Origin of the sequence: Sphingomonas caeni (assembly GCF_026013415.1) — a bacterium.
Classification (GTDB): domain Bacteria; phylum Pseudomonadota; class Alphaproteobacteria; order Sphingomonadales; family Sphingomonadaceae; genus Sphingomonas; species Sphingomonas caeni.
Genome location: NZ_JAPDOK010000003.1, coordinates 41621 through 62062, shown reverse-complemented (window position 1 = coordinate 62062; position 20442 = coordinate 41621). Strand labels below are relative to the sequence as shown.

Below are 20442 nucleotides of genomic sequence, written 5' to 3'. Positions count from 1 at the left end.
GAGGAAGACATGACCGCCAGATTGTCCGGCAAATCGAAGCGCCCCCGCGAGTTCACAATCTGGGCGGCTGCGCTCCTGATCCTCTGCGAGTTGGCTTGCACGTTATTCGCCCGCATCAGTGCTCGGCCCGATTTCTGGTACGACCTCCCGCTGTGGTGGTATCTGGCTGTCTTCACCGCGCCGACCCTTATCGCATGGGCCATGCCGGTTGCGTGGTACGCGCTGGGCCGCCGGTGGCGAGACAGATTCACCCCATCCCGGAAACTGAAGTCCGCTCTTCTGAGCGTGGCCGTGCACCTCGTTTCGGCGTTCTGTCAGGCATACCTGTTTGACGCGCGGGGGTATGCGGTCGCGCTCCTGTCAGCCGCAGGTTTCTCGCTGGGGCTGTATCGCATTGACTGGTTCGCAGAGCCGTCGCTCCCGCCCTCCACGGTGCACGGTTCTGCCCAATGGGCCACCTTCGACTATCTGCGCCTGCGGGGCCTTATCGGCGGCGACGGGCTGATGGTCGGTTTCGTCGCCGATGAAGGCGCCGGGCTAGAGACGCTGCGCTACAACGGCGACCGCCACCTGCTCACCTTCGCGCCGACGCGCTGGGGAAAGGGCACGACGATGATCGTCCCGAACCTCCTCATCTACGGCGGCTCGGCTATCGTCATCGACCCGAAGGGCGAGAACGCGCTCATCACGGCGCAAGCGCGCGCCGCGATGGGCCAAGAAATCCACGTGGTGGATCCCTGGGGCATCGCCGCCGGGTGGGGCGGCGGGATTTCCCGGTTCAACCCGCTCGACTGGCTCGTGCCGGGTGATCCCGACATGGCCGAGAACGCCATGATCCTCGCAGACGCGCTCGTCGCCAAGGAGGGCGCGGGCGATCCGTTCTGGAACGAGGAAGCCAAGGCGCTCCTGCACGGCCTCATCCTCTACGTGGCGACCGACGCCGAGGAAGCCGGGTCGCGCCATCTGGGCCGGGTGCGCGAGCTTCTGCTGCTCGACGGCGAGGATATGCCGGCGTTGTTCCAGAGGATGTACGAGTCGCCGCATCGTGTCGTCGCCAGCGCGGGCGCACGCTCGCTCCAGAAGGACGAGAAGCTGCTGGCGAGCGTGGTGTCGTCGGCGCAGGCGCACACGCATTTTCTCGACAGCCCACGCCTTCTCGACAGCCTGTCCGCGTCGGATTTCGATTTCGCGGAGTTGAAGGCAAGAAAGATCACCGTCTATCTCGTGCTGCCGAGCGACCGGCTGGAGACCTTCTCGCGCTGGCTGCGCCTGCTGATCCAACAGGCGCTCACGGTCAATGCGCGCAACATCGAAATCCAGCCCGACAAGCCCATCCTGTTCATGCTCGATGAGCTGGCGTCGCTGGGCCGTCTCGCCGCGATCAAGACGGCGTATGGGCTCATGGCCGGGTATGGGATGCAGCTCTGGGGCGTCGTGCAGGACGCAACGCAGCTCCGCGACCTGTACGGCGAGGGCTGGGAGACGTTCATCTCGAACGCGGGCGCGGTGCAGTATTTCGGGAGCCGGGACCGCCTGTCGTCCGAGTATTTCTCGGCGCTGTGCGGTCAGGCGACGGTGACGAACCTGAGCATGACGTTCAGCCGTTCGACCACCTGGACCAAGGACGGCTGCTCCTCCACGTCCGGCACCTCGACCACATGGTCGCATGTCCAGCGGAAGCTCGCCTTTCCCGACGAGCTGGCCCGCCTCGACCGAGGCCGCCAGCTCGTCCTGATCGAAAACCACAACCCGATCCTCGCGCAGCGCCTGCCGTGGTTCGACGATCCAAAGCTGAAGCTTCTCGGGCGCAACCTTCACCTTGAGCAACGGAGCGAACCGACATGTCCGATTCCCGCGATCCTTCCCTCAAGCGCTTCAATCTCACTCGTGGAGAGAGCGTGAGACCGTTCCGGCTGGCGGCAGACCAACCCCAGCCCCGCGACAAGGACAACGTCCAGCGCGTGCCGCCGCCGCCGCGCACGGTGTTCATTCCGCACCCGCAGCTCGCGCCGCCGGGGATGGCGGGGTCGCGGCTCGCGGCGGAGGCGAAGCGATGGATGGAGGCGAGGAAATTCGAGACGCCGGATCGCGGTGAAAAGCGCGAGTTCAAGCCGCTGGTGCGGTCGCCGGACAAGAGTCGGACCCGTGATCGCTAATTGGAGGAAGTTGAGATGGGCAAAGGATATTTCGAACGGCTAGAAGGGATGAGCCATTTCAAGCGGGAGCGCGCTCTGGAAACGGTGGCTCGCCATATCGGCAACCGTCCATATGTCTCGACCCAATGCGTCTTGGACGCGTGCGGTTCGGCGCTTGGCAGGCGGCTGCCCACGCAAGCGGACCGCGAATATGCGCGCGGTATTAGCAGGGTGCTTAACGCCAATCCCAGCCTTCGCGCGGAAGCCAGTCGCCTGTCGCTGATAAAATTCACGATCCCGACTCTCAAAGCGATTGCCGCGAGAGAGGTGGTGGAGAAATATCGCGCGGAGTTCGGCGGGGCAAAACGCATATTCAAACCGCTCGTGCGGTCGCCTGAGAAGAGCAAGGGCCGTGATCGGTGATGGTCAGCATCAACAAGCCCGCCAACGAGAGCAAGCCCGGCGTCAGCAGGAGGAAGCCATTCGCGCTTCGGCCCCGCGCCGACGAACCGGATCGGGGCGACCATGTGGTGACGTTCCAACACGCCCATGCGGACAAGCGTCTGAGCGCCATGCTGAATGGCACCCGGTCGTCCTCCATCGATCGTCGCGTCAGGAAGGGCTTCTACTGGGGCAACTTTCCGGCCAACGACTATTGGCGCGACCGCGAACGCTAGGACGCGGCGAAATAGGGCGCGCTAAGCGCGCGCCCCGACTTCCTTCGGCTCTTTCGCTTCGCGCATCACGATGCGCCCGGTCAGCGGCACGAGGCCGCAATCGATCGAGAAACCCTTGCCGTCCTTGTGCTGCCAGGCCGCGCCGATCTCGCGCCAGAAGGCGTTGTCGCCGTCTCCGGTGACGTTGAACAGCCGGTGGGTCGGCTTGCGGGAGAAAATGGAAGCTTGTGCGCTCATGTCGTCCTCCTTGGTGTCCGCCGCAGACCATTCCGCGGCTTCATGGGGAGGAGATTGCGGGGGACAGGGAGGCAGCGATCACACCCCGCGTGGAACACGCGCCGGAACGGGGCGGAGCTGCACAAGCCGAAGGCGCGGAAGCGAGCCGGGTTGATCGCCGCCGGTCCCCCGCCAGAAATCCCCGATGAAGAAGCCGCGATGATCGGCGCAGATCGCAGGACGATTTGACCCCACCCGGCCCTTTCTAGCCGCCCGTGGGCGGGAACCCGCAATGCACACGGAAGGACAGGAACGCCGCCCGCAGCCCGGTCGTCGGCAGGTCAAGACTGTAGCCGCCAGCGGTGACACGCAGCGTCTTGGCGTGCGCCAGCGCGTCCAGGACGGGCGCGCCGTAGAACGTGTCGGCGGAAAGGTCGTAGCCGCCGCTCTCCATGTCCTCGCCAACCTCGCCCCGCACGTCGAATGGCTTGCCGTCGATGGCCAAGTGCAAGACCGTGTCGCGCGGTTTGGATTTCATCGCGTGGCGGACGAGCCACACGGTCTGTCTGGAGCGGTCGCAGCTCGCGTAGAACATCGTGAAATCCAAGTCGCCCGTGCTGTCGACAAGGCCCACCGAGGTCAGGTTGCTCGGCGGGTTCCACCACGTCCCCGACACGCGCTCCGCGCGAGGAGCAGCGGCGGCGGGTTTGGCGAAAGGTCGCGCGATCGGCGCAGCCGGTGCGCTCCGCCGGGTCGCGGTGCCGGAGAAACCGCACGACATGCCGTGCATGGCAGCGCAACCCGTTTCGCTGACGCGTAGCGTGCCACCCGTCTTCGCAAGTGTGACTTTGCAGACCGACTGGTCGCCGGGGTTGAAGACGCGCAGCGTCATTGTGGCCCCGGTCGGCGCGGCCACGGAGTTGATCTCCCCCGAGCATCCTCCCTCGCCAAGCGTCACGACATTGACGGCGTAGTCGCCGGTTTCGCGATCACGGGTGATCTTCACTTCACCGCGCCCGCCGTCGAACGGACCGCGATACTCGCCTGCCCACGGGTCGGCCCCGGATTGCGCGAAAGCGACGGCAGCGGCGGGGAGCGCGAAGGCGGCGGCAGTCGCGAGGGCGCGATGTCGAAAATTCATGGCCGTTCTCCCTAGCGCTTGGTGGCGGCGCGGACGCAGAGATCGACCGCGTGCAGATAGACGGTGGCGGCGCGGTCCTCGCAGGCGCGCCGCACGCGGCTGGACCATTCGTGCGCGCAGATACGGTTGTTGTAGTCGAGCTGGTCGGCCCGCGCCTTGGCCTTGCATTGTTCAAGCGTTTGGGGCGGCGTCATCGCCAACCCGGCGAGCGCCGCCCCCATCATCCAGAAATGCGTCATGCCCGTTCCCCTGAAAAAGGGAGCGCCCGGCCCGAAAGACCGAGCGCCCCGATGCGGTCAGTAGCCGCCGTTCTTGGTGCGCTGCTCCTGCGCGCGGCGCGCGGCTGCTGCCGCCTCGTTCGCCTGATCATGGTTCATGCCCCGCTGCATGAAATCCTGCTGCGAGAGGCCGGGGCGCTGCGCGCCATACTGTCCTGCCGGATTGGAACTCATCGCGTTTACTCCTCGCTGAGCGGCCCGCCCTTGGACCGCACCGGAAGAATCACACTGATCGTGTGTATGCGCGATGAACACGATCAGTGTCGCATTTGCAATGGATCACACTGATCGTGGGTAGAGGTTTAAGGCCCGCCGCCCGACGCTGGTTTCGTGAACGCGGAGGAGGAATTGCTGGCGCTGGGGCGCAACGTGCGGCGGCTGCGGATGGAGCGCGGCCTCAGCCAGGAAGAGCTGGCCGACCTGTCCGGCCTGCACCGCAACTATATCGGAGGGATCGAGCGCGGCGAGCGCAATGTCGGCGTGAAAGCCCTGTTCGCCATAGCCAAGGGATTGAAGATCGCCGCGATGGAGCTGCTTCGCTAAGCGGCGTCCGCCTGTTCCATCGCTCGCTGCACGACCCGTTCGTCGGCGATCAGGATGCTCTCAGGATTACCGAGATTCACATAACGAATGACATCTGAGGCGGCGAGAATATCGCTGTAGGTGGCTTGCCAGCGCGCGGCTTCGAATCCCCCGACATCTTGGCAACGCTCGGCCAAACGGTCCAGCCAATCGGGCCGCGGCGTGTTGATGTCCATGTTCGCCTGAAGCTGAACATCGTTCGCCTGATCTGCGGGCAGCAAGTCACGCGCGACGAGGCCGCGCACGATGTCGCTCGCGAGTTGCATGCGCAGGGCACCGCCGACGATGTTGGTCCAAGGGGCCGACCGGCCCATGCGATTCATGATGTCGCCGAACGTGATCGCGCGCCGCATCAATCGATTGAGAAATACAGCTCCGTCCCGGGCGCCGATGGGTAGAACGGTCGCCAGAACGGCCCGCGCGCCGCATGCGAGAAAGCCGTTGGCGGCGGTCGCGTGGGAACGGTCGAAGGGATGCGTGTCGCACGCGCTGAGCACCACGATCGGCGGGGCTGTCAGCCGATCCTTCAAATCCCATGCGTTGACCACGTCGCCGCCGATGACGAGGCCGCCGATGTTCGGGTTGTTGGGGTGGGTGCCGTGGCTATCGACGATGAGGATCGGTCCGGTATAGGCGTTGACCGCTGCCACGAATTCATCGACCGTCCGCGCCGCGACATGCGTTCCGGTGATCTGGCCGCCTTCTGCGTCGGGTAGAATCTCCAAGCTCCGCCGCACGAAATGAGCGATGTTGTCGTCCGCCTCGAACATCGAAACGACGAGATAGCTCTTGAACTGCTCCGGTGGGATATAGAGCGGCGGCATCGAGCGGAGCTGTTCGATCAGCACGTTGCCCGGCGTCGCGTTGATGCGTGAAACGTCAGAGCGTATCCCGAGCGGCAGGCCGTCCACCGGCAGCCATTCCAGCGGGGCGTTGCCGATGATTTTGATGCCCGTCTCGGATTGCTTGATCAGGTCGAGGTGAGCGGGAGGAACGGCATCTAGCAGAGCGTCCTGAACCGCCTTGAACACGCGGGCTGTCTTGATGTCGGGTGGATCGTCATAGTGACGCAGATGTCGCGCGAGCTGCCCGACGACGCCCGCCGTCCGGTTCAGGACGGGCGGCAATCGTATCGTGGCGGAGATCGTTGAGGCGGTTCTCAGCCCAACGGCCATGGATTGAAGTTTCAGCTCCGCGCCGCGCATCGATAGGAAGGGACCGATCTCGTCGATCTCGCCTTCCTCCATCGGGATTTCCATGGTGTAGCGGCGTTGCCTATCGAGCGCGCGCAATGCCTTCTTTGCACCCGGCGGAAAGGGCCCGGCACTGAGCGTCGAAAGCACTTCCGGAAACATCGCCGGCGCAAGAAGTGTCACGTCCGGTTGCGGCGGATTCAAGAGGTTGGCCACGCGACCGCCGATCTCGCCTTGAAGGTTTAGGACCGCTTGCGCCGATTCCGTGATGCCGTCGATATAATCGTCCTGCGGCGAGACGTTGAGATGCCCGTCCTCACCGGACGCCGGTGTCTCACCGGCGGCCATAAGAACCATTTGATTCGGGACAACGACATTATGAGAGTGGAGGCGTAGACTGGTGGGACGTTCTTCGGTCGGCTGCCATGCCTCTATCGCCGCCGCGTGGTCCGCGATGTCGAGATGTCGGCTAATTTGCCGCGCCTGCCTCAGGGCGTTTCGGCAGTAGGTTTGGAGACGCTCGACGGTCAGTTCGTTGGGCGGAATCGCGCCACCAATCTGGGTCGCGCTGATGTGAAGAGGTCGCAGGCGGAGATTGCGTCGCCATGCCGCCACACGCCGCGCGATCTCTGCCTCGGCGCTGATCACAACTAGAAACGGCTGTTGCGGTGTCGGCTTTCGGTACCGAATGAGCGTCTCGATATTGACGGGCGACCAGAACAAGCTGCCTGCGCCCGCTCGTCGCCGCGCAAGGCGATCAAGCGGCTCCATCGTGAGTTCGAGAATGTCGCTCGGGAGGTCGACGATGATCGGAAGCAGCGCCGCAGCCGATACCAAGCCCGGCGCGAAACCCTGAAAAGGCGTGACGTGGCGAGGATCCCAGGAGGGGATCGCAAAGGCGTAGATGATTTCGGTAAAGGGCGTCACGCGGTTCCGCCGTCAGCACCAAAGAGCGTGTCGCTGAGATTGAGCGCATAGCGCGTGTGTCTGAGCGTGCCGCTCGACACGAGTACACCCTTACTCACAAGATCAGCCAGGTCGCGTGTTGCGGTGGCACGCGATGCCTTCGTGATGGTGATATAGTTCGCGGCGCTCAAGCCACCCTTGAACCCGTCGAGTCCCTCGCGGAACATCCGGGCGACGGCGCGCGCCTGCCGCTCGTTAAGCTGGTCCCGCACGCGGTCATAGAGCTTCGTCTTGGCGATCAGGAAGTCGATCAGGCGTTGCGTGTAGGCCTGCGCTTCAAGGGCCGTCTCGGCGAAATAGCCAAGCCAGTCACCGACCGCCGGCCCTTTGTTGTTGCGCTCGAGCGCGTCGTAATAGTCCGCGCGCCGCCTTTGGATCGTGTGCGAGAGGGCGAGCAAGCTCGGCTGCCCCACGGCCTGCGCGAGCGCTTTTTCGGCGAGCGCGCGCGCGATGCGTCCGTTGCCGTCCTCATAGGGATGGATGCTCACGAAATAGAGGTGAGCCAATCCCGCGCGCGTCAGCGCGGGCATGGGACGCGCGCCGTCCGGCGCGCTGCTCGCGAACCACGCGACGAACGCATCCATTTCGCGGTCAACGTCGCTAGACGGCGGCGCCTCGAAATGCACCTTGGGCTTGTGCAGATAGCCGGACACGACCTGCATCGGCGTCTCGTGCGTGCGGTAGGCACCCACCCGTTTCAGATCGTGACGACCGTTCACGATCATGCGATGCCAGCGGTGCAACGTCTCGTGCGCCAGTGGCTCCGCGAAGTCGCGATAGAGATCGACCATCATCTCCGCGATCCCCGCCTCGGCGGGCGGGACGCGGCGATGGTCGGTTTCCATGCCGAACTGACGGCGCAAGGAGGATTGGACGCTCTCGCGATTTAGCAGCTCGCCCTCGATCTCGGAGGTTTTGAGGGCTTCGCCGGTCATCATGTCAATGAGGATCGCTTTCCGATCCTCATCGCCAACATGCTTGATCGAACCGAGTTGCTCCCCTGCGTTGCGTAGGAAACGCGCTTCGAGTGCCGCCAGCGCGGCGGCATCCCAATCGAAGCGCGGCCAATCCGCGTGCTGCCAATTCCACTTCATGAGTTATAGAGAGCCTTCCTATAACTCATATGATGCCATATTTTGAGCTATAAAACTAGCCTCTATGCATCGGCACGCGCACGCGAGGGCTGCTAACCGCTTGACAAGAGCGTCTTCAGATTACCGAGGATCATAGCCTCGGCCTCCCGCAACGCGAAACCATGCATTCGAGCTAGTTCGTCCACCACGAGGAGCACATCGCTGGGTCTAGCGGGCCTACCGCCTGTCCGGGTGAACGGGCCATCGGTTTCGGTAAGTAGTCTTTCCCGGGGCAAATTTTCGACCAACGCTCTCCGCTTTTCGCCGATCAGCATCTCGGCGTTGATTGAAAAATAGCAACCCAGATCGACCGCGCGCTTCGCTTCAGACGGCGTTCCCGTAAACCAGTGGAGCACGACGCGCCCCTGCTCGGGCGGCATGTGCTGCTCGATCATGTCGAGCACGATCTTGGTGGCCCTGACGCTATGGACGGTAAGTATCTTATCGCCGGCTTCCGCGCACAGTGCGAGGACGCGCGCGAAGACCGCCTTCTGCTTCTCAAAGGACTGATAAAAGCGAGGTCCGGCATCCAGTCCGACTTCACCGACATAGCGGGTATGAGGAAGCAGTTCCTCCCACAGCGCTATCTCGTGGGCACGGTCCCCGACCAATTGCGGATGGAGGCCGAGGGCGGCCCGCACATGGCGGGTCGGGGCAGCCAGTTCATGATTCCTCGCCCAGGCTTTGGGGGTGGTGGTAACCGCGAGCGTGAAAACGCCGTCCGCCTCACATTGTTTGATAGCCGCGACGTGATCGGGATAGAGATCGAGATGGCAATGGAAATCTACGAGACCGGAGGGCATGCGGTCTCCTACAGCGGGGCGGTACGAACGCCAGCAATCAATCGTCCGACTTCTTCCAAACCGCGCCGATACACCTCGGCGAGGTCGTCCTGCCTGTCGGGGAAATCGTAGAGCGGTCCCGGCTTATGAATAAGGATTTTTGCGAGTTCCGGGCGCGCCGCGAGACGCGCGATGGCGACCTGAAATGAGCGTACCTGCTGACCCTCGGCCTGATTGGTATTCAGGATGCGCGCCTGCAAATCAGGCAGATTGTAAGGCGTCGTATCGTTCTTGCCCAACGACGCCCGCCGAATGAGACAGGGTAGACAGTGCCCACAATGGCCTTGGGGTTGTTTCGTCCACCGGCCCTTCGTCGGCGATGAGCATGACAAGGAAAGCGGAGCCAGTTGCTTCAAGAGAGTGGGATTGGCGCAAGCCTTGACCATCTCACCCTTGGTCATGTTCCAGTATGGATTTTCGACCAGCCCGGGGATGCCGAGGGCCTTAAGCATCTCATTCCATCGAGCCATATAGAATGGATGGGTCGTCCTGGTGCTCAACGCGCCGAGCCGCAAACGATCGAGCGGGACGTTTAGCGCGATTAGCCCATTCTCCGGCACCTTGAGCGTGAAGGACTGACCGAGCGCGGTTCCGGCGGCAACGCCCAGCGAAAAGAACAGGAAGGATCGCCCGCGCGTGGTGTCTTCCGATCCGACGTCCTCGATCAGGCCGTGCTCGAAATTCATCCAGACTCGCAGTCGGTCGAACTCGACATTCTTGTAAGCGCCTTTCAGGCCCTCGAAGCAAAGCTCCTGTGACTTGCTGACCAGCCCTTCACCCGCATGACTCACCAGAAGAGGTTTGCCGCCCGCTTGCAAGGAGTCGATCGCACCGATGAGGCTATCCAACCCGCCCGAAAACAAGCTGACGCCATCATAGGGTGGTATGAGCGGAACCTGCGCGCTTTTCGGCACCGTCTCGAAAAAGGCTTTGGGGCGCTTTCTGAAGCCAACATTCCAACGGTCCCCCGTCAGGAAATTCAGTGTGCGCACGAGAATGGGTGCCGCGGCGCTCCACTTCACCGGATCGCTGACGGGCACGACCAACCTGATTTCCCGCGTCCACGCGTCCTGCGATTCCGTTGCGCGCGAGATTCTCGTATCCGCGGCGTGCACGTGGGCGGCAACAACCAAGAGATCGACCCCGATTTCACTCGGTGTCAGTTTCAAAGCTCGGAGGTCGGCCAAGGCGCGACCGATGCCGTGGTCGAGATTCTTTCCAGTCGAGAGTTGGAGCGTCGATGCCACCTCGTCGCGCGCTCTAGGAACGGGGATTTTGTCGTCGGGACCGAACCGCCCGATGAGCACATGCCGTCTCATGTCGCTGCCTCCGCGTCGCCCATGGTCTGAAGTATCTGGAAAGCGGACTGGTATATGCCCGTGACGAATCCGATCACCGCATCTGGGGTCAGCGCCTGAACCGCCATCGCTGCCGCGCTCAACGCGTCGCTGACACCACGTTGTATGAAATCCCGAAGCTGTGCCTGGACCCGTCCGGCGGCGCGCGCATCGGCGGGCACCGTGACGACCTTGCTACCGATGTCGTTGCACAGACGCGCTTCGATCGCGTGCGTCGCGTACAATTCGAAGATCGTTTGAATCTGGGGCGGCGTGAGCCCGTCCAAGTCTGTAATTCCGGCACCGGCGAGATCCGCGATGGTTTCGACGAAGGCGTCCCTCGCGATGCCATCGTCGATTGAGCCGCCCTCCGGGCAAATGTAGTCGGCGAGACCCGCGAATATCTCCTCGATGGGTCGACCGGCTAAGCCTTCGAGATTAAGGGTCCGCAGCGCTTCCCGAACACCGTTCGTCGCGACGTTGTTGAGGAACCGGACAAGTCCGGCACCTGCTCCACGAGATGAGCCCATCCGACTCGCCGCGTTTCGCGACCCTCCCGCTGCGCGCGAAACATACTGCGAAACGGCGCGTCCCAGGCTTCGACGATCACTTCCGCCGGAACTCGTGAATCGGGTAAAATTGCCCCGCGCCGCCGTGTAACGATCCGAGTCTCCTGCAGTCGGCGCAACGGGCCGGGCGGGCGGAGCCGAAGGTGCGCTTGGGGCGCCCCCATCATTCTGGCCAGGTGGCGTTCCATCGTCGGGGCTCGGCAGCCCACCGTCACCACCTCCGGCATCGCCTCCGCCATCTCCTTGGAGCCAACTCGGCACGAGCGGTGTACCGCCGCTCGCGCCGCCGTATGAACTCGAAGTGCCCATCAGCGTCCCCCCCTGCGTGTTCGAAGGGCGGCCGCCGCCGTCGCCTTCAGCATCGCCGACTTCGAGGCCGACCATTTCTCCAAAAGTTTTTCGAAGCGCGCCACGGACTCGGCCTCTTTGATTACCCCCTCCCACCCGCTCGCGGGCCACGGTCCGCAGCGGTCGGTCGGCAGGGCTTCAAGCAAATCGACGAGGTTCGCCTGCAATGTGGGATGCGCTCGCACCAACACCGCGATTCCGTCGATGCCCGGGGGGGTGGTGTCGAACGCGTCGCCGCCCATGACGCGCCCACGCAACTCTTCGAATACCTGAGCCGCCTCTGCGGGGACCAGTTGCTTCAGTTCGTTTTCGAAGCTCTGGACCTGCAATTTCGGACCCAGCAGCTTCTCGACGACCGCGGTCAGCCGACCCAAAACAGACGCCGCGCCGAAGTAATCCTTACGGTCTTTCGTCACGAACAGGTATGGGCGCAAATCCACATCAGCCAAACTCGGCGCTAGGCTGGCCCACGCGCGGATTGCATCGGCGGCTTTCCATTCGCTGAGTGTCGCGCTTTCGGTTTCCGTCGCGACGGCGGCGGGCTTGGCGTCTTTCTCAAAACTGGTGACTCTCGGTCCGCTGCGACGGGTTTTGGATACCGTCTTTTCCTCGGACGCGACCGCTTCCAATGCCGCCAAGTCCTCGCAGCGGCCCTCCGGATGGCGTGCGGCAGCGCTTGCGATCTGATCGAACAGACGCGATAGGAATCGTTCGGCTAACATGAGCTTCGCGAGCACTGGCAACTTGACTTCGTCACCGAAGCCGCGCGCCATCGCCGTTTGATACCGCAGCAAAAGTGTATTTAGAAATCGCTTTATCTGGCGCGGATTGCCTTGCGTCCCGCTCGCCAAAATCGGCCCGATTTGATCGCTCAAAGCGAGCGCGTTCTGTACTTGCCCAGCCTTCGATCCCAGCGCCGTCCTAACCGTCTGCGCGTCAAGGCCGGCGGATTTCCAAGGCCGCTTCAGCATCTCGCGCGCTGCATCGACGAGAGCGGCGTAGGCTGGATCGGAGTCGCCAAGCTCGGCGCCGACCAAAAGCAAAGTCACGTAGATGCGCGTTTCCGTCTCGCCCAAAGCCGGTATGCGAAACGGCACCTGAATGAGCTTCTCGAGATAGTTGCGCGCGTAGTCGCGAGGCCCGGTGGTGTCAGGCAACTCCGGGAAGTGTTTGCGCACAGCGTATTCGATCATCGCCTCATCGGCGGCGACGATGAACGCGGTTCGGTCAGTGAACACGAAGAGGCGCACCGCTTCGAGTGTTTCGATCGCCGTGTCAGGCAAACAGCGGTCCAGATCGTCGATGAGCACGATGAGCTGCTTCACGCCCGACTTGTCCAAAAGGCCGTCGAACGCCTTACGGAACTCGGCGATCTCCTCCGGGACGTTTTTCGATTCACCTGGCTTAATCAGCCCCTCCACGCTGGAGATGGCTTTGTCATAGTTGCCCTTCGTCGCGAGCTTTGCGGGATCGGACAGGATACCTCTGAGGGTTCCGACGACCGCCGCAATATGGTCCGGTGTGGGAATGCCGCTCAGCGCCGTGAAAGCCAGCCCGCCGCCGTGCCGCGCGACCTTGAGCCAGTCGATGCGGCGAAAGATGTCCTTTACGGCTTCGCCTGCCTTCGTCGCCAAGGATCGCTTCTCGATCAGCCCGGTGACGATTCCCTCGATCAGCGCGATCTTAGCGTCTTCGAACCCTTGGAAGCGCCAACCGTTGAACTTGAGGCACAGAACATCATCGTCGCCGCGGAGCGAATGCTCGATCATTTCGAGGACGCTGGATTTTCCCGCACCCCAATCACCGTGAACGCCGATAGTCACCGCATGCTCAGGCTTCTCCCTAAGCAGCTCGATTATCGTCTTGGCGATCGCTTCATTGTTGAGAAGGTCGACCTTTGTCTCGTTGTCGGTGAGTATCACGGCATTCCTCTGAATGAATGATACTAGACCGTCCGCGCGACGAAGCCAATTGACCGCGACAACGACCAAAATGCCTAGAGCTGGTGTCCAGAGGGCGTGCGAGCCCTTTGGTTTGGAGGTGTCGGAGGAGCAGGAACGCTCCTCTGACGAGTGGTGCAACGGCGATACGTTGGCAACGGCGCGGGAATGACGCCATACGCCAGTATGCGGGTGATGGACCGTGTCGTTTCGGGCCGGGGGGATGCAACGGGGGCGCGCAGCGGGCCCCCTTGCCAAGATGTGCGGTATTACCGCACACATCTTGCGGTCAGCGCGAAGCGCTCGGCGGGTAGACTGATGAGGGCATGGCATCGGCCCGGAACGCTTTGTTGACCCGCTCTATCATACCGCCGTTTCCGCCTCCCCAGCCGCTACGGAGGACGCGATAACCCTGCGCCGCCAACGCCTCGATCTCGGCATACATTTCCTCTTCGGTTCGCGCCGCGTGTCCGCCCGATCCAAGCTGCATCTCGATGTTGGCGCAAAGGTCTTCCAAGGCCATACCCTCGCAGAAGTCTGACAAAGCCGACCAGCCAAAGGGCAGCTCACCCAACTCGCCCAGGCTGGGCGTGCCAATGTCCAACCTCGCCCTGCCGTAGGCCATGCGTCCCGCAATCGGGACGCTCGCCAATCCGACGAAGCTGGAATCTCCCTTCGCCAAAAGCGAATGGGCGATGTTGCAGTGAGCAAGCTGATGCCATTCTTGCCCGGCTTGCTTCGCAAGGCGGTTGATCCGGCCACGCCAGATTCCGGTGAAGTTGAACTCCGAATCGAAGATGTGCTGAGCGTCCGGCTTGAGGAAACCGGACATGAAGAACGGCTCATCGGAGTCTATCTCGCCTGCCTCGCGCATGCGCATGAACTCGCGCCCGAGGAACCAGGTGTGCGCTAGATACTGAAGAAACGTGACCCCGCCCTGCCGCCGGTCGAGCAACAGTTCCGAAACGCGGAAGAGTGCCAAGCCAGCCTCGCGCGCGATTTCGTTCTTGCGCTCGTCGTTCCTGCCGTCATGGCCAGCGCCGTCGTATTCGATCGCGAAGGCAGGCTCTTTGCGCTCGTCGCCGACGCAAATATCAAAATGAGATTGGAGCGCGAATGTGCCGCGCGACCGATCCGACAACTTGCTGATGTCAATAACATCGGCAATTCGGATACGCCGATAAATTTCAGCTTGGTATGTCGAGACCACGCCGACGATCTCATCATGTACGAGTTGTTCTCCGCGATTGGTCAGCTTCCTTTTCATGAGGCGATTATAGGCGCCGATTCCACGGAGTTGATAGCCCCGGCAAGCGGCGTGGATGTCAACGCTAAGTACGATCGATGGTGCCTACTTGTCCGTATCGCAGGTTGCTCGCGGTTACTCGTGGCGGCGCGCGATGGGCGCGCCGCCACGAAGGGTTAGTACTCGCTGGCGAGCAAGATGGTCAGGACGCGACGTGTGACGGCGGGATCGGCCGATCGGGCGAGCCATATTCGAGCGCAAGATCATAGTAGTCGATCTTCCAGCACAGCCGGAGGCCGTCGATCTCGAACGCGCCGAAGTCATGCTCCGCGTACGGGTCGTTGATGGGCGTGAAGCCGTCGAAGTGGATCACTTCCATCAGCGCCGACAGGGTGAAGCGCTTTCCACGATCCGTCACGCCTGCGGTAATCATCCACTGATCGTGACCGGGAGCGAGCGGCCCCGCGCTACGCATCGCGTCGTTGAGGGCCGCGATGGTGGTTGGGCGGCTCATACGAGCCGCCCTTGGTCGTCGTCTTCGCCCTTGGCCGAAACCTCGCGCATGACGATCTTGCCGATGAAGGGAACGAGGATGTTGAAGCCCTTGCCGTCCCCGTGAACCCAGGCGCTGGCGATCGGCGTCCAGATGGCGTTCCTGCCTTCACCCGACACCTGATAGAGTCGGTGGGACGGTTTGCGGTTCGAGCTGTTTTCGGTGCTCATGGTCTTTCTCCTTTGGTTCGATCCGCGACCATTCGCGGCATCGTGGGAGAGGACCGGAGCGGACCTTAGGGGGCGGCGATCAAACCTCGCGCCGGAGGTGTGCCGCCATGCGGGGCGGAGCTGCACAAGCGCAGCGCGGAAGCGAGTCAGGTTGATCGCCGTCCCGGTTCGCTCAACTCTTCCACCCCGGATGCCGCGGGTGGTTCTCGGTGCGTACGGAGGAATGATCCATCTGCCGTCACAACGGAGCCCTGACAGATTTCACTCTATTCGCCGGTGGATAAGTCAGGCAGCTTGAGTGACGCGCCGGTCTGGCCAATGCTAATCTGCGGGCTGAATCAGGGAGTGAAGATGGCAGGCAAGCTTGTCGGCTACGCGCGAACCGCCAGTACCGACGGAGACATCAACGGCCAGATCGACCAGCTACGCGCGGCTGGATGCCAGATCGTGCATTCGGATGAAGGCGTTTCGGGCCTGTCGACGGAGCACTCCGCGCTGGCGGACGCGATAGCGGAGCTGGGCGTGGGCGATACGCTGCTGGTGTGCGATCTCGCGCGACTGTCACGCGACGCCGCCTCGCTGCAACTGTTGGCCAACGACGTTAAGGCGAAGGGCGCTGCGGTGCGCACGCTCGACGACGAGCAGAGTGGAAATCTCGACCGCTTTCTTGCCACGCCCGGCCCGGCAATGCCGCAGTAGCGGGCGCATTGTTCAGACGTCACGATCAGCGGTGGGTGAGGAAGTACAGAGCCACAAGGGCCGCAGTCAGGATCATCGCCAGGGCCGCCAACCCCCGACCCGGGTACTTGTTATCGACATATGTCGTGACGATCTTCGCAACCGCTTCCGAGACCGAGCTTTTCATCGGGCAGACTCCACCATTGAAAGGCAGGGTTTCAACGGTGGGCGGATTTGGACCTAAGTCCTTCGGACAGTGAGATCACTTCGCGGATATGACGTCAAATTGGCTACCTGAAATCGCCTGCATATGTCCGACAAACCGGTTTTGGCTCGCGATGAAGCGTTGAACGCGTATGCGTGCGATAAATATCGCGGGGCTCTTTCTCGCTAGGATCCAGTCGCTCAAATAAGCGCTAGCTCTTCTTCCACATCGCGAGATACGATACAGGCGGGCAAGCTGTTTGGGGGCAAGCGTGGCTGGCGACAACGATACTCAAGCCAAGGTCGACAGGCGCGGATTTAATGGCAACATCGCTACTATATTGACCGTACTTAGCGGAATAAACATTTTCGCGTTTGTTCAGAACTTGGCCGACTTTTCGGCAACGTTGAGCTTGTTATCCGGCTGGTGGCACTATTTCGTTAGTCTCCCTTTTCATTTTCTGCATATAAAGCTTCAACCGTTCACTAGAGATTTGACCACGCTTATTATATTGGCGTTCGGAGCATCTTCCTTTGCCTGGAAGTCTAGCGAAGGGTTCTCGATTTTCGGAAAGCTGCTCTACGACATCGGCCACATTCCGGATTATATCATTAATTTAATTGTAAAACGCCGAACCGACTCCCCTATAAAATTCGAGTTACCCTCTGATCGGATCACAGAGGGCATGAGCAAACGGGACATCCGTTGGTTCACTGCGATTCTAATTCTAATTATGATTTCAATAGTTTTGATCTGGACAGAATTTGTCGCCAGAAATCCGGTCATTGGAAACTCGATCCTCGTAACGCTCTTCTTAACCAGCTGGGTAATTGTGATTTCGAGTATCATCCAAACAGGTCGTAAGTTTGAATTTGCACCATACACGCAGCTTGAGCTTGATTTAGGTGAGCAGGAGAATGGCAAGCTGCCGTTCGGCTGCGCGGACCTGCCTCTCATTATCGTCATCGGGCTGATAGTGCTGGTCGCAGTTCCGGTTTTGGCGGTTTTAGGAACTGTGGCCTATATCTCGCTCATGGTGGCTTCTAGGCCTGGAGCGGTTCGTTTAGTGGCGGGCTGGGTCGCACTGTTGCTGGTGCTGAGCTTTGTATTTTCGCTCCTTGTCGATCCCACACTGCTACCAGTGCTGCGCAATATTCCCGTTGCCCCTCCCGCTTACAATTAGGCCGCTCCCTAATTGACACAACTGCCAACTGGGATGTTCACGTCATAGAAGCGTCGGCGGGCTGCGTCCGCTTCACCCACGGTTCGGACGTGCGGGTCATCTCGATCAGCTCGTCGGGAAAGCAGCGCTCCTGAAACGCGATGAGATCCTCGAAGCTGCCGTGCAGCCAGCGGTCGTACTCGTCGGGGTGCAGCAGCACGGGCATGCGGTCATGCACCGGGCGGATCGCCTCGTTGCATTCGGTCATGACGCCCGAATAGACCGGCCCCCATTCCGCGCTCTCGCGCCACAGCCCCGCCCACGCGAATATCGGCTGGTCCTTCACGGCGAACCATGTGCGGGTCTTCGCGCCCTTCGCGCCTTCGGCCTCCGCGAACCCGGTCAGCGGAATGAGGCAGCGCCATTCCGGCTTGCGCGCCAGGCCGACCCACATGCCCTTGCGCAGATCGGCGATGTTGTTGACGGGCTTCGGCTTCGCGGTCGGGCTCATCGTCTTGAGCCGCAGCGGGAAGCCCCACACCATCGACTGCATGACGCGCGCGCCGCCCGCCTCGCGCACGACCATGCCGGGCTGACCGGGATAGACCTCCTCGGGCGCGTTGGACTGGAACGGGTCTTTGACCCGGAAATGCGCCGCGACTTCGGCGGCGCTTTTCCGGTTCGTGTAGAGATTGCACATGGCGCGATCCTAGCGCCCCCGCCGCAGGCGACAACAAGGACGCACCCTTGCGGAGCCGCCCGGCGGGGCGGCGTGCGCGCGCGGCAGTGCGCCAGCCGCCGCACCGCCCTCAAGGCGGGAGCAAGTGTGCCACGCGGCCCAAACAGACTTGCGACCCCTGTCCGGCTGCGCAGCAGACGGCAGAGTGCGCTCCGCTGGTCCGCCGCGTTCTGCTGGCAGCTCCGAGCCTCAATCGGCTCACGTCGCCATTTAAATAGTAAGTGGTAGAGTGTAGAATAGTCAGAAGGGGGCGCAAGAATGGTTAAGGTGAAAATGTTCGGGGCAGCGCTTCTGGGACTTCTCGCTAGTTGCGGAAGTTCTGGGTCTGGCGGGGAGGTCGTCACGCCTGTCCCGAGTCCAACAGTCACCCCTTCACCGACCCCTAGCCCCACCAAAGCTGCTACGGTAGAGGACGCTCTAAAGGCAGCACAAAGCGCCGGAACGATCCCGACTCTGGATTATAGCGACACCCTACTCGGCACCGACAGCAACGCGAATGGGGTCAGGGACGATATAGATAAATACATTGCGAGCCTGCCCGTCTCCGTTTCCGAAGCCGATTTCCTTAAGCGCAAAGCGAAAGCGCTGAATCGTATCCTTTCAATCGATCTGGCCAATGCCGATGACCTGCGTGGCGCGGACAGTTTACTTTTCCACTCAACGATGTGCATTGCTAGTGTCCCGAATCTGAAAAGCATCTCCCGGTACGAAGACCAGTTAGTAGCGTACACATTCAACACACGCGCACGGTTCGATAAGTATGATCAATTCAATCGGCGCTTGGATGGCACTACAATTGGCACTGAGGATTTAGATTGTAACAGCTATCTGCGTTAGCCGTTTCGGAGAAAGCCATGCTCTTACCGTCGAGGGTGCTTCGGGCGGTTGCTCTTTGCATCATATTTGCGGTTTCAATGCAGTGCGCTCACGCGCAAAGCAGTTGCGCACTCAAGGGGTACGCAGTCGGCTATTCTAATGGGATGGGCGGACAGCTTATTGTACGCGGCCATCGAGAGCAGGCCTTCCAGCAGCTGCGCGAACTTTCAATGGTTGTTGGAGATAGATATAACAATCTTCCAGTGGTGTACCGCCTGTTATACAACGTATCCTATGGATTAGTGCCCGATCTCCAAGAGGTTTTTAAGCAGAAGGCCGACGAGGTAGACGCTAGCCATACTATTTCAAAGCGGTATGACGTTCTCTGGGATGTAGTCAGTTCCCGACCGTCGTCCCTTGATCAAGCCAAACTTGTCGCAAATCAGGCGATATCCACCATTTTTGCGAATGCAAAGGACGGTATAACCAAATCCATTGCCGCATCATATTCACGAGACGCTCAGTATAATTTTATAATCGGAAGCAACACAGAAAAAGAGTACACCGAGCACTTCGCGATTATGTCGTCGTATATCGGTAAAGGATATGGGGACCTACTTATCGGATACTCTCAAGGAAATTTCTTCGTAAACAAAACCTATGACAGTTTGATTGGAAAATTTTCCACCGGCCCTGTTGAAGCTTTTCATATAGCCCCGCCCACTCAAACCGTCCGTGGGAAGTACATTTTATCGAAAAATGACCGAGTTATAACCGAATTGCTAAAGGTTTTCGGCAACGTACTCAGCCCTAGCCCGGCCGATCTCGCGATACCTCGTATTGACGAGAACGACGATGGGCATGGGCTCATAACCTCGTATTTGAATCCCGCCTATTCAGGCAGAGAGATCGTTCGCTCGAATATTCTGGAATCCTTGTCCAAAATATCCTTGCCGCCGTGCAGTCGTAAATTCAAATTTACGAACACATTCTCCCCAGTGATATCGACCACTCCGGGCTTCTTTGGTCAATCCGGTTCGTACATCGTCGAATTTACGCTGGCCGGGATTTCATCTACTTTTACCGGCACCGCAGATTCGTCCGATGTGACCAATTTCAAAATTGACTTTACGTCTGATCAGGACGTTGGCGACTTCAATACGTCTGCCGGTGTCGTCATATACGACACTTCGCCGCGCGCGAATTGCCCGCTTTGTGTCAGCTCCGTCTCTTCCTACTATTATTCGGGCTATATAACTACACCGCGATTTTCGTTTTCCCAAGGCAAGTTGATCAGCCTGTCCTTCGGCTACTACCGAGCCTATAATCTCTCTCCGACGATTATCGGAACGAGGATATCTGACGGGGGCTCGATAAGCTCCGCCTCATCACAGATCCTGACTCATCGATACAGCGGCAATGGACCCGCCTCTCAATATGAGGGCAGGAGCGGAGTCGGCACGCTGGTGGAATTGGCCCCATAGCGCTTGATTGAAACCGTCCGAATGGCCGCTCT

The 20442-nt window shown here is 60.9% G+C and carries 24 protein-coding genes; 9 read left to right on the top strand and 15 right to left on the bottom strand.

Translation table 11 applies throughout. From position 1 onward, the window contains the following. The first annotated feature begins 9 nt into the window (after window positions 1-9). The 4 genes from OF829_RS08995 to OF829_RS08980 are packed head-to-tail and all read left to right on the top strand — an operon-like array spanning window position 10 to window position 2812. Window positions 10-1902 (top strand): type IV secretory system conjugative DNA transfer family protein, encoded by a 1893-nt coding sequence (locus tag OF829_RS08995; protein WP_264939678.1) that lies wholly within the window; start codon window positions 10-12, stop codon window positions 1900-1902. Continuing rightward, window positions 1842-2156 (top strand): hypothetical protein, encoded by a 315-nt coding sequence (locus tag OF829_RS08990; protein WP_264939677.1) that lies wholly within the window; start codon window positions 1842-1844, stop codon window positions 2154-2156. Before OF829_RS08995 ends, OF829_RS08990 begins: the two co-directional genes overlap by 61 nt. A 15-nt stretch (window positions 2157-2171) precedes the next feature. Beyond that, window positions 2172-2558 carry a hypothetical protein gene (locus OF829_RS08985; RefSeq protein ID WP_264939676.1) on the top strand — a complete coding sequence of 129 codons (387 nt, stop codon included), beginning with the start codon at window positions 2172-2174 and terminating at the stop codon, window positions 2556-2558. Then, the gene (locus OF829_RS08980) at window positions 2555-2812 is read left to right on the top strand and encodes a hypothetical protein (protein ID WP_264939675.1); all 258 of its coding nucleotides are present in this window, start codon (window positions 2555-2557) and stop codon (window positions 2810-2812) included. The genes OF829_RS08985 and OF829_RS08980 overlap by 4 nt, the downstream gene beginning before the upstream one ends. Before the next feature lie 21 nt (window positions 2813-2833). On the opposite strand, the gene OF829_RS08975 is transcribed toward OF829_RS08980, so the two are convergent. The 4 genes from OF829_RS08975 to OF829_RS08960 form a co-directional block, all read right to left on the bottom strand. After that, window positions 2834-3049: a hypothetical protein gene (locus OF829_RS08975; protein WP_264939674.1), complete on the bottom strand. Its 216-nt coding sequence runs from the start codon at window positions 3047-3049 to the stop codon at window positions 2834-2836. A gap of 244 nt (window positions 3050-3293) precedes the next feature. Then, window positions 3294-4169 carry a hypothetical protein gene (locus tag OF829_RS08970; RefSeq protein ID WP_264939673.1) on the bottom strand — a complete coding sequence of 292 codons (876 nt, stop codon included), beginning with the start codon at window positions 4167-4169 and terminating at the stop codon, window positions 3294-3296. A gap of 11 nt (window positions 4170-4180) precedes the next feature. Then, a complete protein-coding gene (locus tag OF829_RS08965) occupies window positions 4181-4408 on the bottom strand; it encodes a hypothetical protein (protein WP_264939672.1) in 228 nt (75 codons plus the stop codon). A 57-nt stretch (window positions 4409-4465) separates the two neighbouring features. Next, a complete protein-coding gene (locus OF829_RS08960) occupies window positions 4466-4621 on the bottom strand; it encodes a hypothetical protein (RefSeq protein ID WP_264939671.1) in 156 nt (51 codons plus the stop codon). A gap of 156 nt (window positions 4622-4777) precedes the next feature. Between OF829_RS08960 and OF829_RS08955 the strand changes: the two genes are divergently transcribed. Further along, window positions 4778-4990 (top strand): helix-turn-helix domain-containing protein, encoded by a 213-nt coding sequence (locus OF829_RS08955; RefSeq protein ID WP_264939670.1) that lies wholly within the window; start codon window positions 4778-4780, stop codon window positions 4988-4990. On the opposite strand, the gene OF829_RS08950 is transcribed toward OF829_RS08955, so the two are convergent. From OF829_RS08950 to OF829_RS08910, 9 genes are all read right to left on the bottom strand, one after another. Then, a complete protein-coding gene (locus OF829_RS08950) occupies window positions 4987-7149 on the bottom strand; it encodes a CHAT domain-containing protein (protein WP_264939669.1) in 2163 nt (720 codons plus the stop codon). The genes OF829_RS08955 and OF829_RS08950 overlap by 4 nt on opposite strands. Continuing rightward, a complete protein-coding gene (locus OF829_RS08945; protein WP_264939668.1) occupies window positions 7146-8282 on the bottom strand; it encodes a Fic family protein in 1137 nt (378 codons plus the stop codon). Before OF829_RS08945 ends, OF829_RS08950 begins: the two co-directional genes overlap by 4 nt. Window positions 8283-8374: 92 nt before the next feature. After that, entirely contained in the window at window positions 8375-9124 is a 750-nt protein-coding gene (qatD, locus tag OF829_RS08940) for a Qat anti-phage system TatD family nuclease QatD (RefSeq protein ID WP_264939667.1), read from the bottom strand. Window positions 9125-9132: 8 nt separating this feature from the next. Further along, window positions 9133-10482, bottom strand: coding sequence for a Qat anti-phage system QueC-like protein QatC (gene qatC, locus OF829_RS08935; protein ID WP_264939666.1), 1350 nt, complete (start codon window positions 10480-10482; stop codon window positions 9133-9135). Beyond that, a complete protein-coding gene (gene qatB / locus OF829_RS20580; protein WP_319951547.1) occupies window positions 10479-11378 on the bottom strand; it encodes a Qat anti-phage system associated protein QatB in 900 nt (299 codons plus the stop codon). The genes qatC and qatB overlap by 4 nt, the downstream gene beginning before the upstream one ends. Next, window positions 11378-13339, bottom strand: a complete 1962-nt coding sequence (qatA, locus tag OF829_RS08925) for a Qat anti-phage system ATPase QatA (RefSeq protein ID WP_264939664.1) — start codon at window positions 13337-13339, stop codon at window positions 11378-11380. The genes qatB and qatA overlap by 1 nt, the downstream gene beginning before the upstream one ends. A gap of 307 nt (window positions 13340-13646) precedes the next feature. After that, complete coding sequence (locus tag OF829_RS08920) at window positions 13647-14624, bottom strand: DUF2726 domain-containing protein (protein WP_264939663.1); 978 nt, start codon at window positions 14622-14624, stop codon at window positions 13647-13649. Window positions 14625-14805: 181 nt separating this feature from the next. Beyond that, a complete protein-coding gene (locus tag OF829_RS08915; RefSeq protein WP_264939662.1) occupies window positions 14806-15117 on the bottom strand; it encodes a DUF3768 domain-containing protein in 312 nt (103 codons plus the stop codon). Then, entirely contained in the window at window positions 15114-15326 is a 213-nt protein-coding gene (locus tag OF829_RS08910) for a hypothetical protein (RefSeq protein ID WP_264939661.1), read from the bottom strand. The genes OF829_RS08915 and OF829_RS08910 overlap by 4 nt, the downstream gene beginning before the upstream one ends. 351 nt (window positions 15327-15677) lie before the next feature. Here OF829_RS08910 and OF829_RS08905 point away from each other — a divergent pair, with 351 nt between their 5' ends. Continuing rightward, window positions 15678-16025, top strand: coding sequence for a recombinase family protein (locus OF829_RS08905; RefSeq protein ID WP_264939660.1), 348 nt, complete (start codon window positions 15678-15680; stop codon window positions 16023-16025). Between the two features lie 25 nt (window positions 16026-16050). Here OF829_RS08905 and OF829_RS08900 read toward each other — a convergent pair whose 3' ends face one another. Then, on the bottom strand, window positions 16051-16191 hold the full coding sequence (locus tag OF829_RS08900; RefSeq protein WP_264939659.1) for a hypothetical protein: 141 nt from the start codon (window positions 16189-16191) through the stop codon (window positions 16051-16053). 289 nt (window positions 16192-16480) lie between these two features. On the opposite strand from OF829_RS08900, the gene OF829_RS08895 reads away from it, so the two are divergent. Further along, window positions 16481-17392: a hypothetical protein gene (locus tag OF829_RS08895; RefSeq protein ID WP_264939658.1), complete on the top strand. Its 912-nt coding sequence runs from the start codon at window positions 16481-16483 to the stop codon at window positions 17390-17392. A 37-nt stretch (window positions 17393-17429) separates the two neighbouring features. Here the strand turns inward: OF829_RS08895 and OF829_RS08890 are convergent, their stop codons facing one another. Further along, window positions 17430-18071 carry an SOS response-associated peptidase gene (locus tag OF829_RS08890; protein ID WP_264939657.1) on the bottom strand — a complete coding sequence of 214 codons (642 nt, stop codon included), beginning with the start codon at window positions 18069-18071 and terminating at the stop codon, window positions 17430-17432. Window positions 18072-18368: 297 nt separating this feature from the next. Here OF829_RS08890 and OF829_RS08885 point away from each other — a divergent pair, with 297 nt between their 5' ends. After that, window positions 18369-18947, top strand: a complete 579-nt coding sequence (locus tag OF829_RS08885) for a hypothetical protein (protein WP_264939656.1) — start codon at window positions 18369-18371, stop codon at window positions 18945-18947. 17 nt (window positions 18948-18964) lie between these two features. Then, window positions 18965-20410 (top strand): hypothetical protein, encoded by a 1446-nt coding sequence (locus tag OF829_RS08880; RefSeq protein WP_264939655.1) that lies wholly within the window; start codon window positions 18965-18967, stop codon window positions 20408-20410. Window positions 20411-20442: the final 32 nt, after the last annotated feature.

Coding starts and splice junctions, on each gene's coding strand:
- OF829_RS08985 (WP_264939676.1), top strand. CDS start 2,172: ATGGGCAAAGGATATTTCGAACGGCTAGAAGGGATGAGCCATTTCAAG.
- OF829_RS08885 (WP_264939656.1), top strand. CDS start 18,369: ATGGTTAAGGTGAAAATGTTCGGGGCAGCGCTTCTGGGACTTCTCGCT.
- OF829_RS08960 (WP_264939671.1), bottom strand. CDS start 4,621: ATGAGTTCCAATCCGGCAGGACAGTATGGCGCGCAGCGCCCCGGCCTC.
- OF829_RS08905 (WP_264939660.1), top strand. CDS start 15,678: ATGGCAGGCAAGCTTGTCGGCTACGCGCGAACCGCCAGTACCGACGGA.
- qatC (WP_264939666.1), bottom strand. CDS start 10,482: ATGAGACGGCATGTGCTCATCGGGCGGTTCGGTCCCGACGACAAAATC.
- OF829_RS08990 (WP_264939677.1), top strand. CDS start 1,842: ATGTCCGATTCCCGCGATCCTTCCCTCAAGCGCTTCAATCTCACTCGT.
- OF829_RS08890 (WP_264939657.1), bottom strand. CDS start 18,071: ATGTGCAATCTCTACACGAACCGGAAAAGCGCCGCCGAAGTCGCGGCG.
- OF829_RS08945 (WP_264939668.1), bottom strand. CDS start 8,282: ATGAAGTGGAATTGGCAGCACGCGGATTGGCCGCGCTTCGATTGGGAT.
- OF829_RS08910 (WP_264939661.1), bottom strand. CDS start 15,326: ATGAGCACCGAAAACAGCTCGAACCGCAAACCGTCCCACCGACTCTAT.
- OF829_RS08900 (WP_264939659.1), bottom strand. CDS start 16,191: ATGAAAAGCTCGGTCTCGGAAGCGGTTGCGAAGATCGTCACGACATAT.
- OF829_RS08880 (WP_264939655.1), top strand. CDS start 18,965: ATGCTCTTACCGTCGAGGGTGCTTCGGGCGGTTGCTCTTTGCATCATA.
- qatB (WP_319951547.1), bottom strand. CDS start 11,378: ATGGGCACTTCGAGTTCATACGGCGGCGCGAGCGGCGGTACACCGCTC.
- OF829_RS08995 (WP_264939678.1), top strand. CDS start 10: ATGACCGCCAGATTGTCCGGCAAATCGAAGCGCCCCCGCGAGTTCACA.
- OF829_RS08965 (WP_264939672.1), bottom strand. CDS start 4,408: ATGACGCATTTCTGGATGATGGGGGCGGCGCTCGCCGGGTTGGCGATG.
- qatD (WP_264939667.1), bottom strand. CDS start 9,124: ATGCCCTCCGGTCTCGTAGATTTCCATTGCCATCTCGATCTCTATCCC.
- OF829_RS08970 (WP_264939673.1), bottom strand. CDS start 4,169: ATGAATTTTCGACATCGCGCCCTCGCGACTGCCGCCGCCTTCGCGCTC.
- OF829_RS08915 (WP_264939662.1), bottom strand. CDS start 15,117: ATGAGCCGCCCAACCACCATCGCGGCCCTCAACGACGCGATGCGTAGC.
- OF829_RS08975 (WP_264939674.1), bottom strand. CDS start 3,049: ATGAGCGCACAAGCTTCCATTTTCTCCCGCAAGCCGACCCACCGGCTG.
- OF829_RS08920 (WP_264939663.1), bottom strand. CDS start 14,624: ATGAAAAGGAAGCTGACCAATCGCGGAGAACAACTCGTACATGATGAG.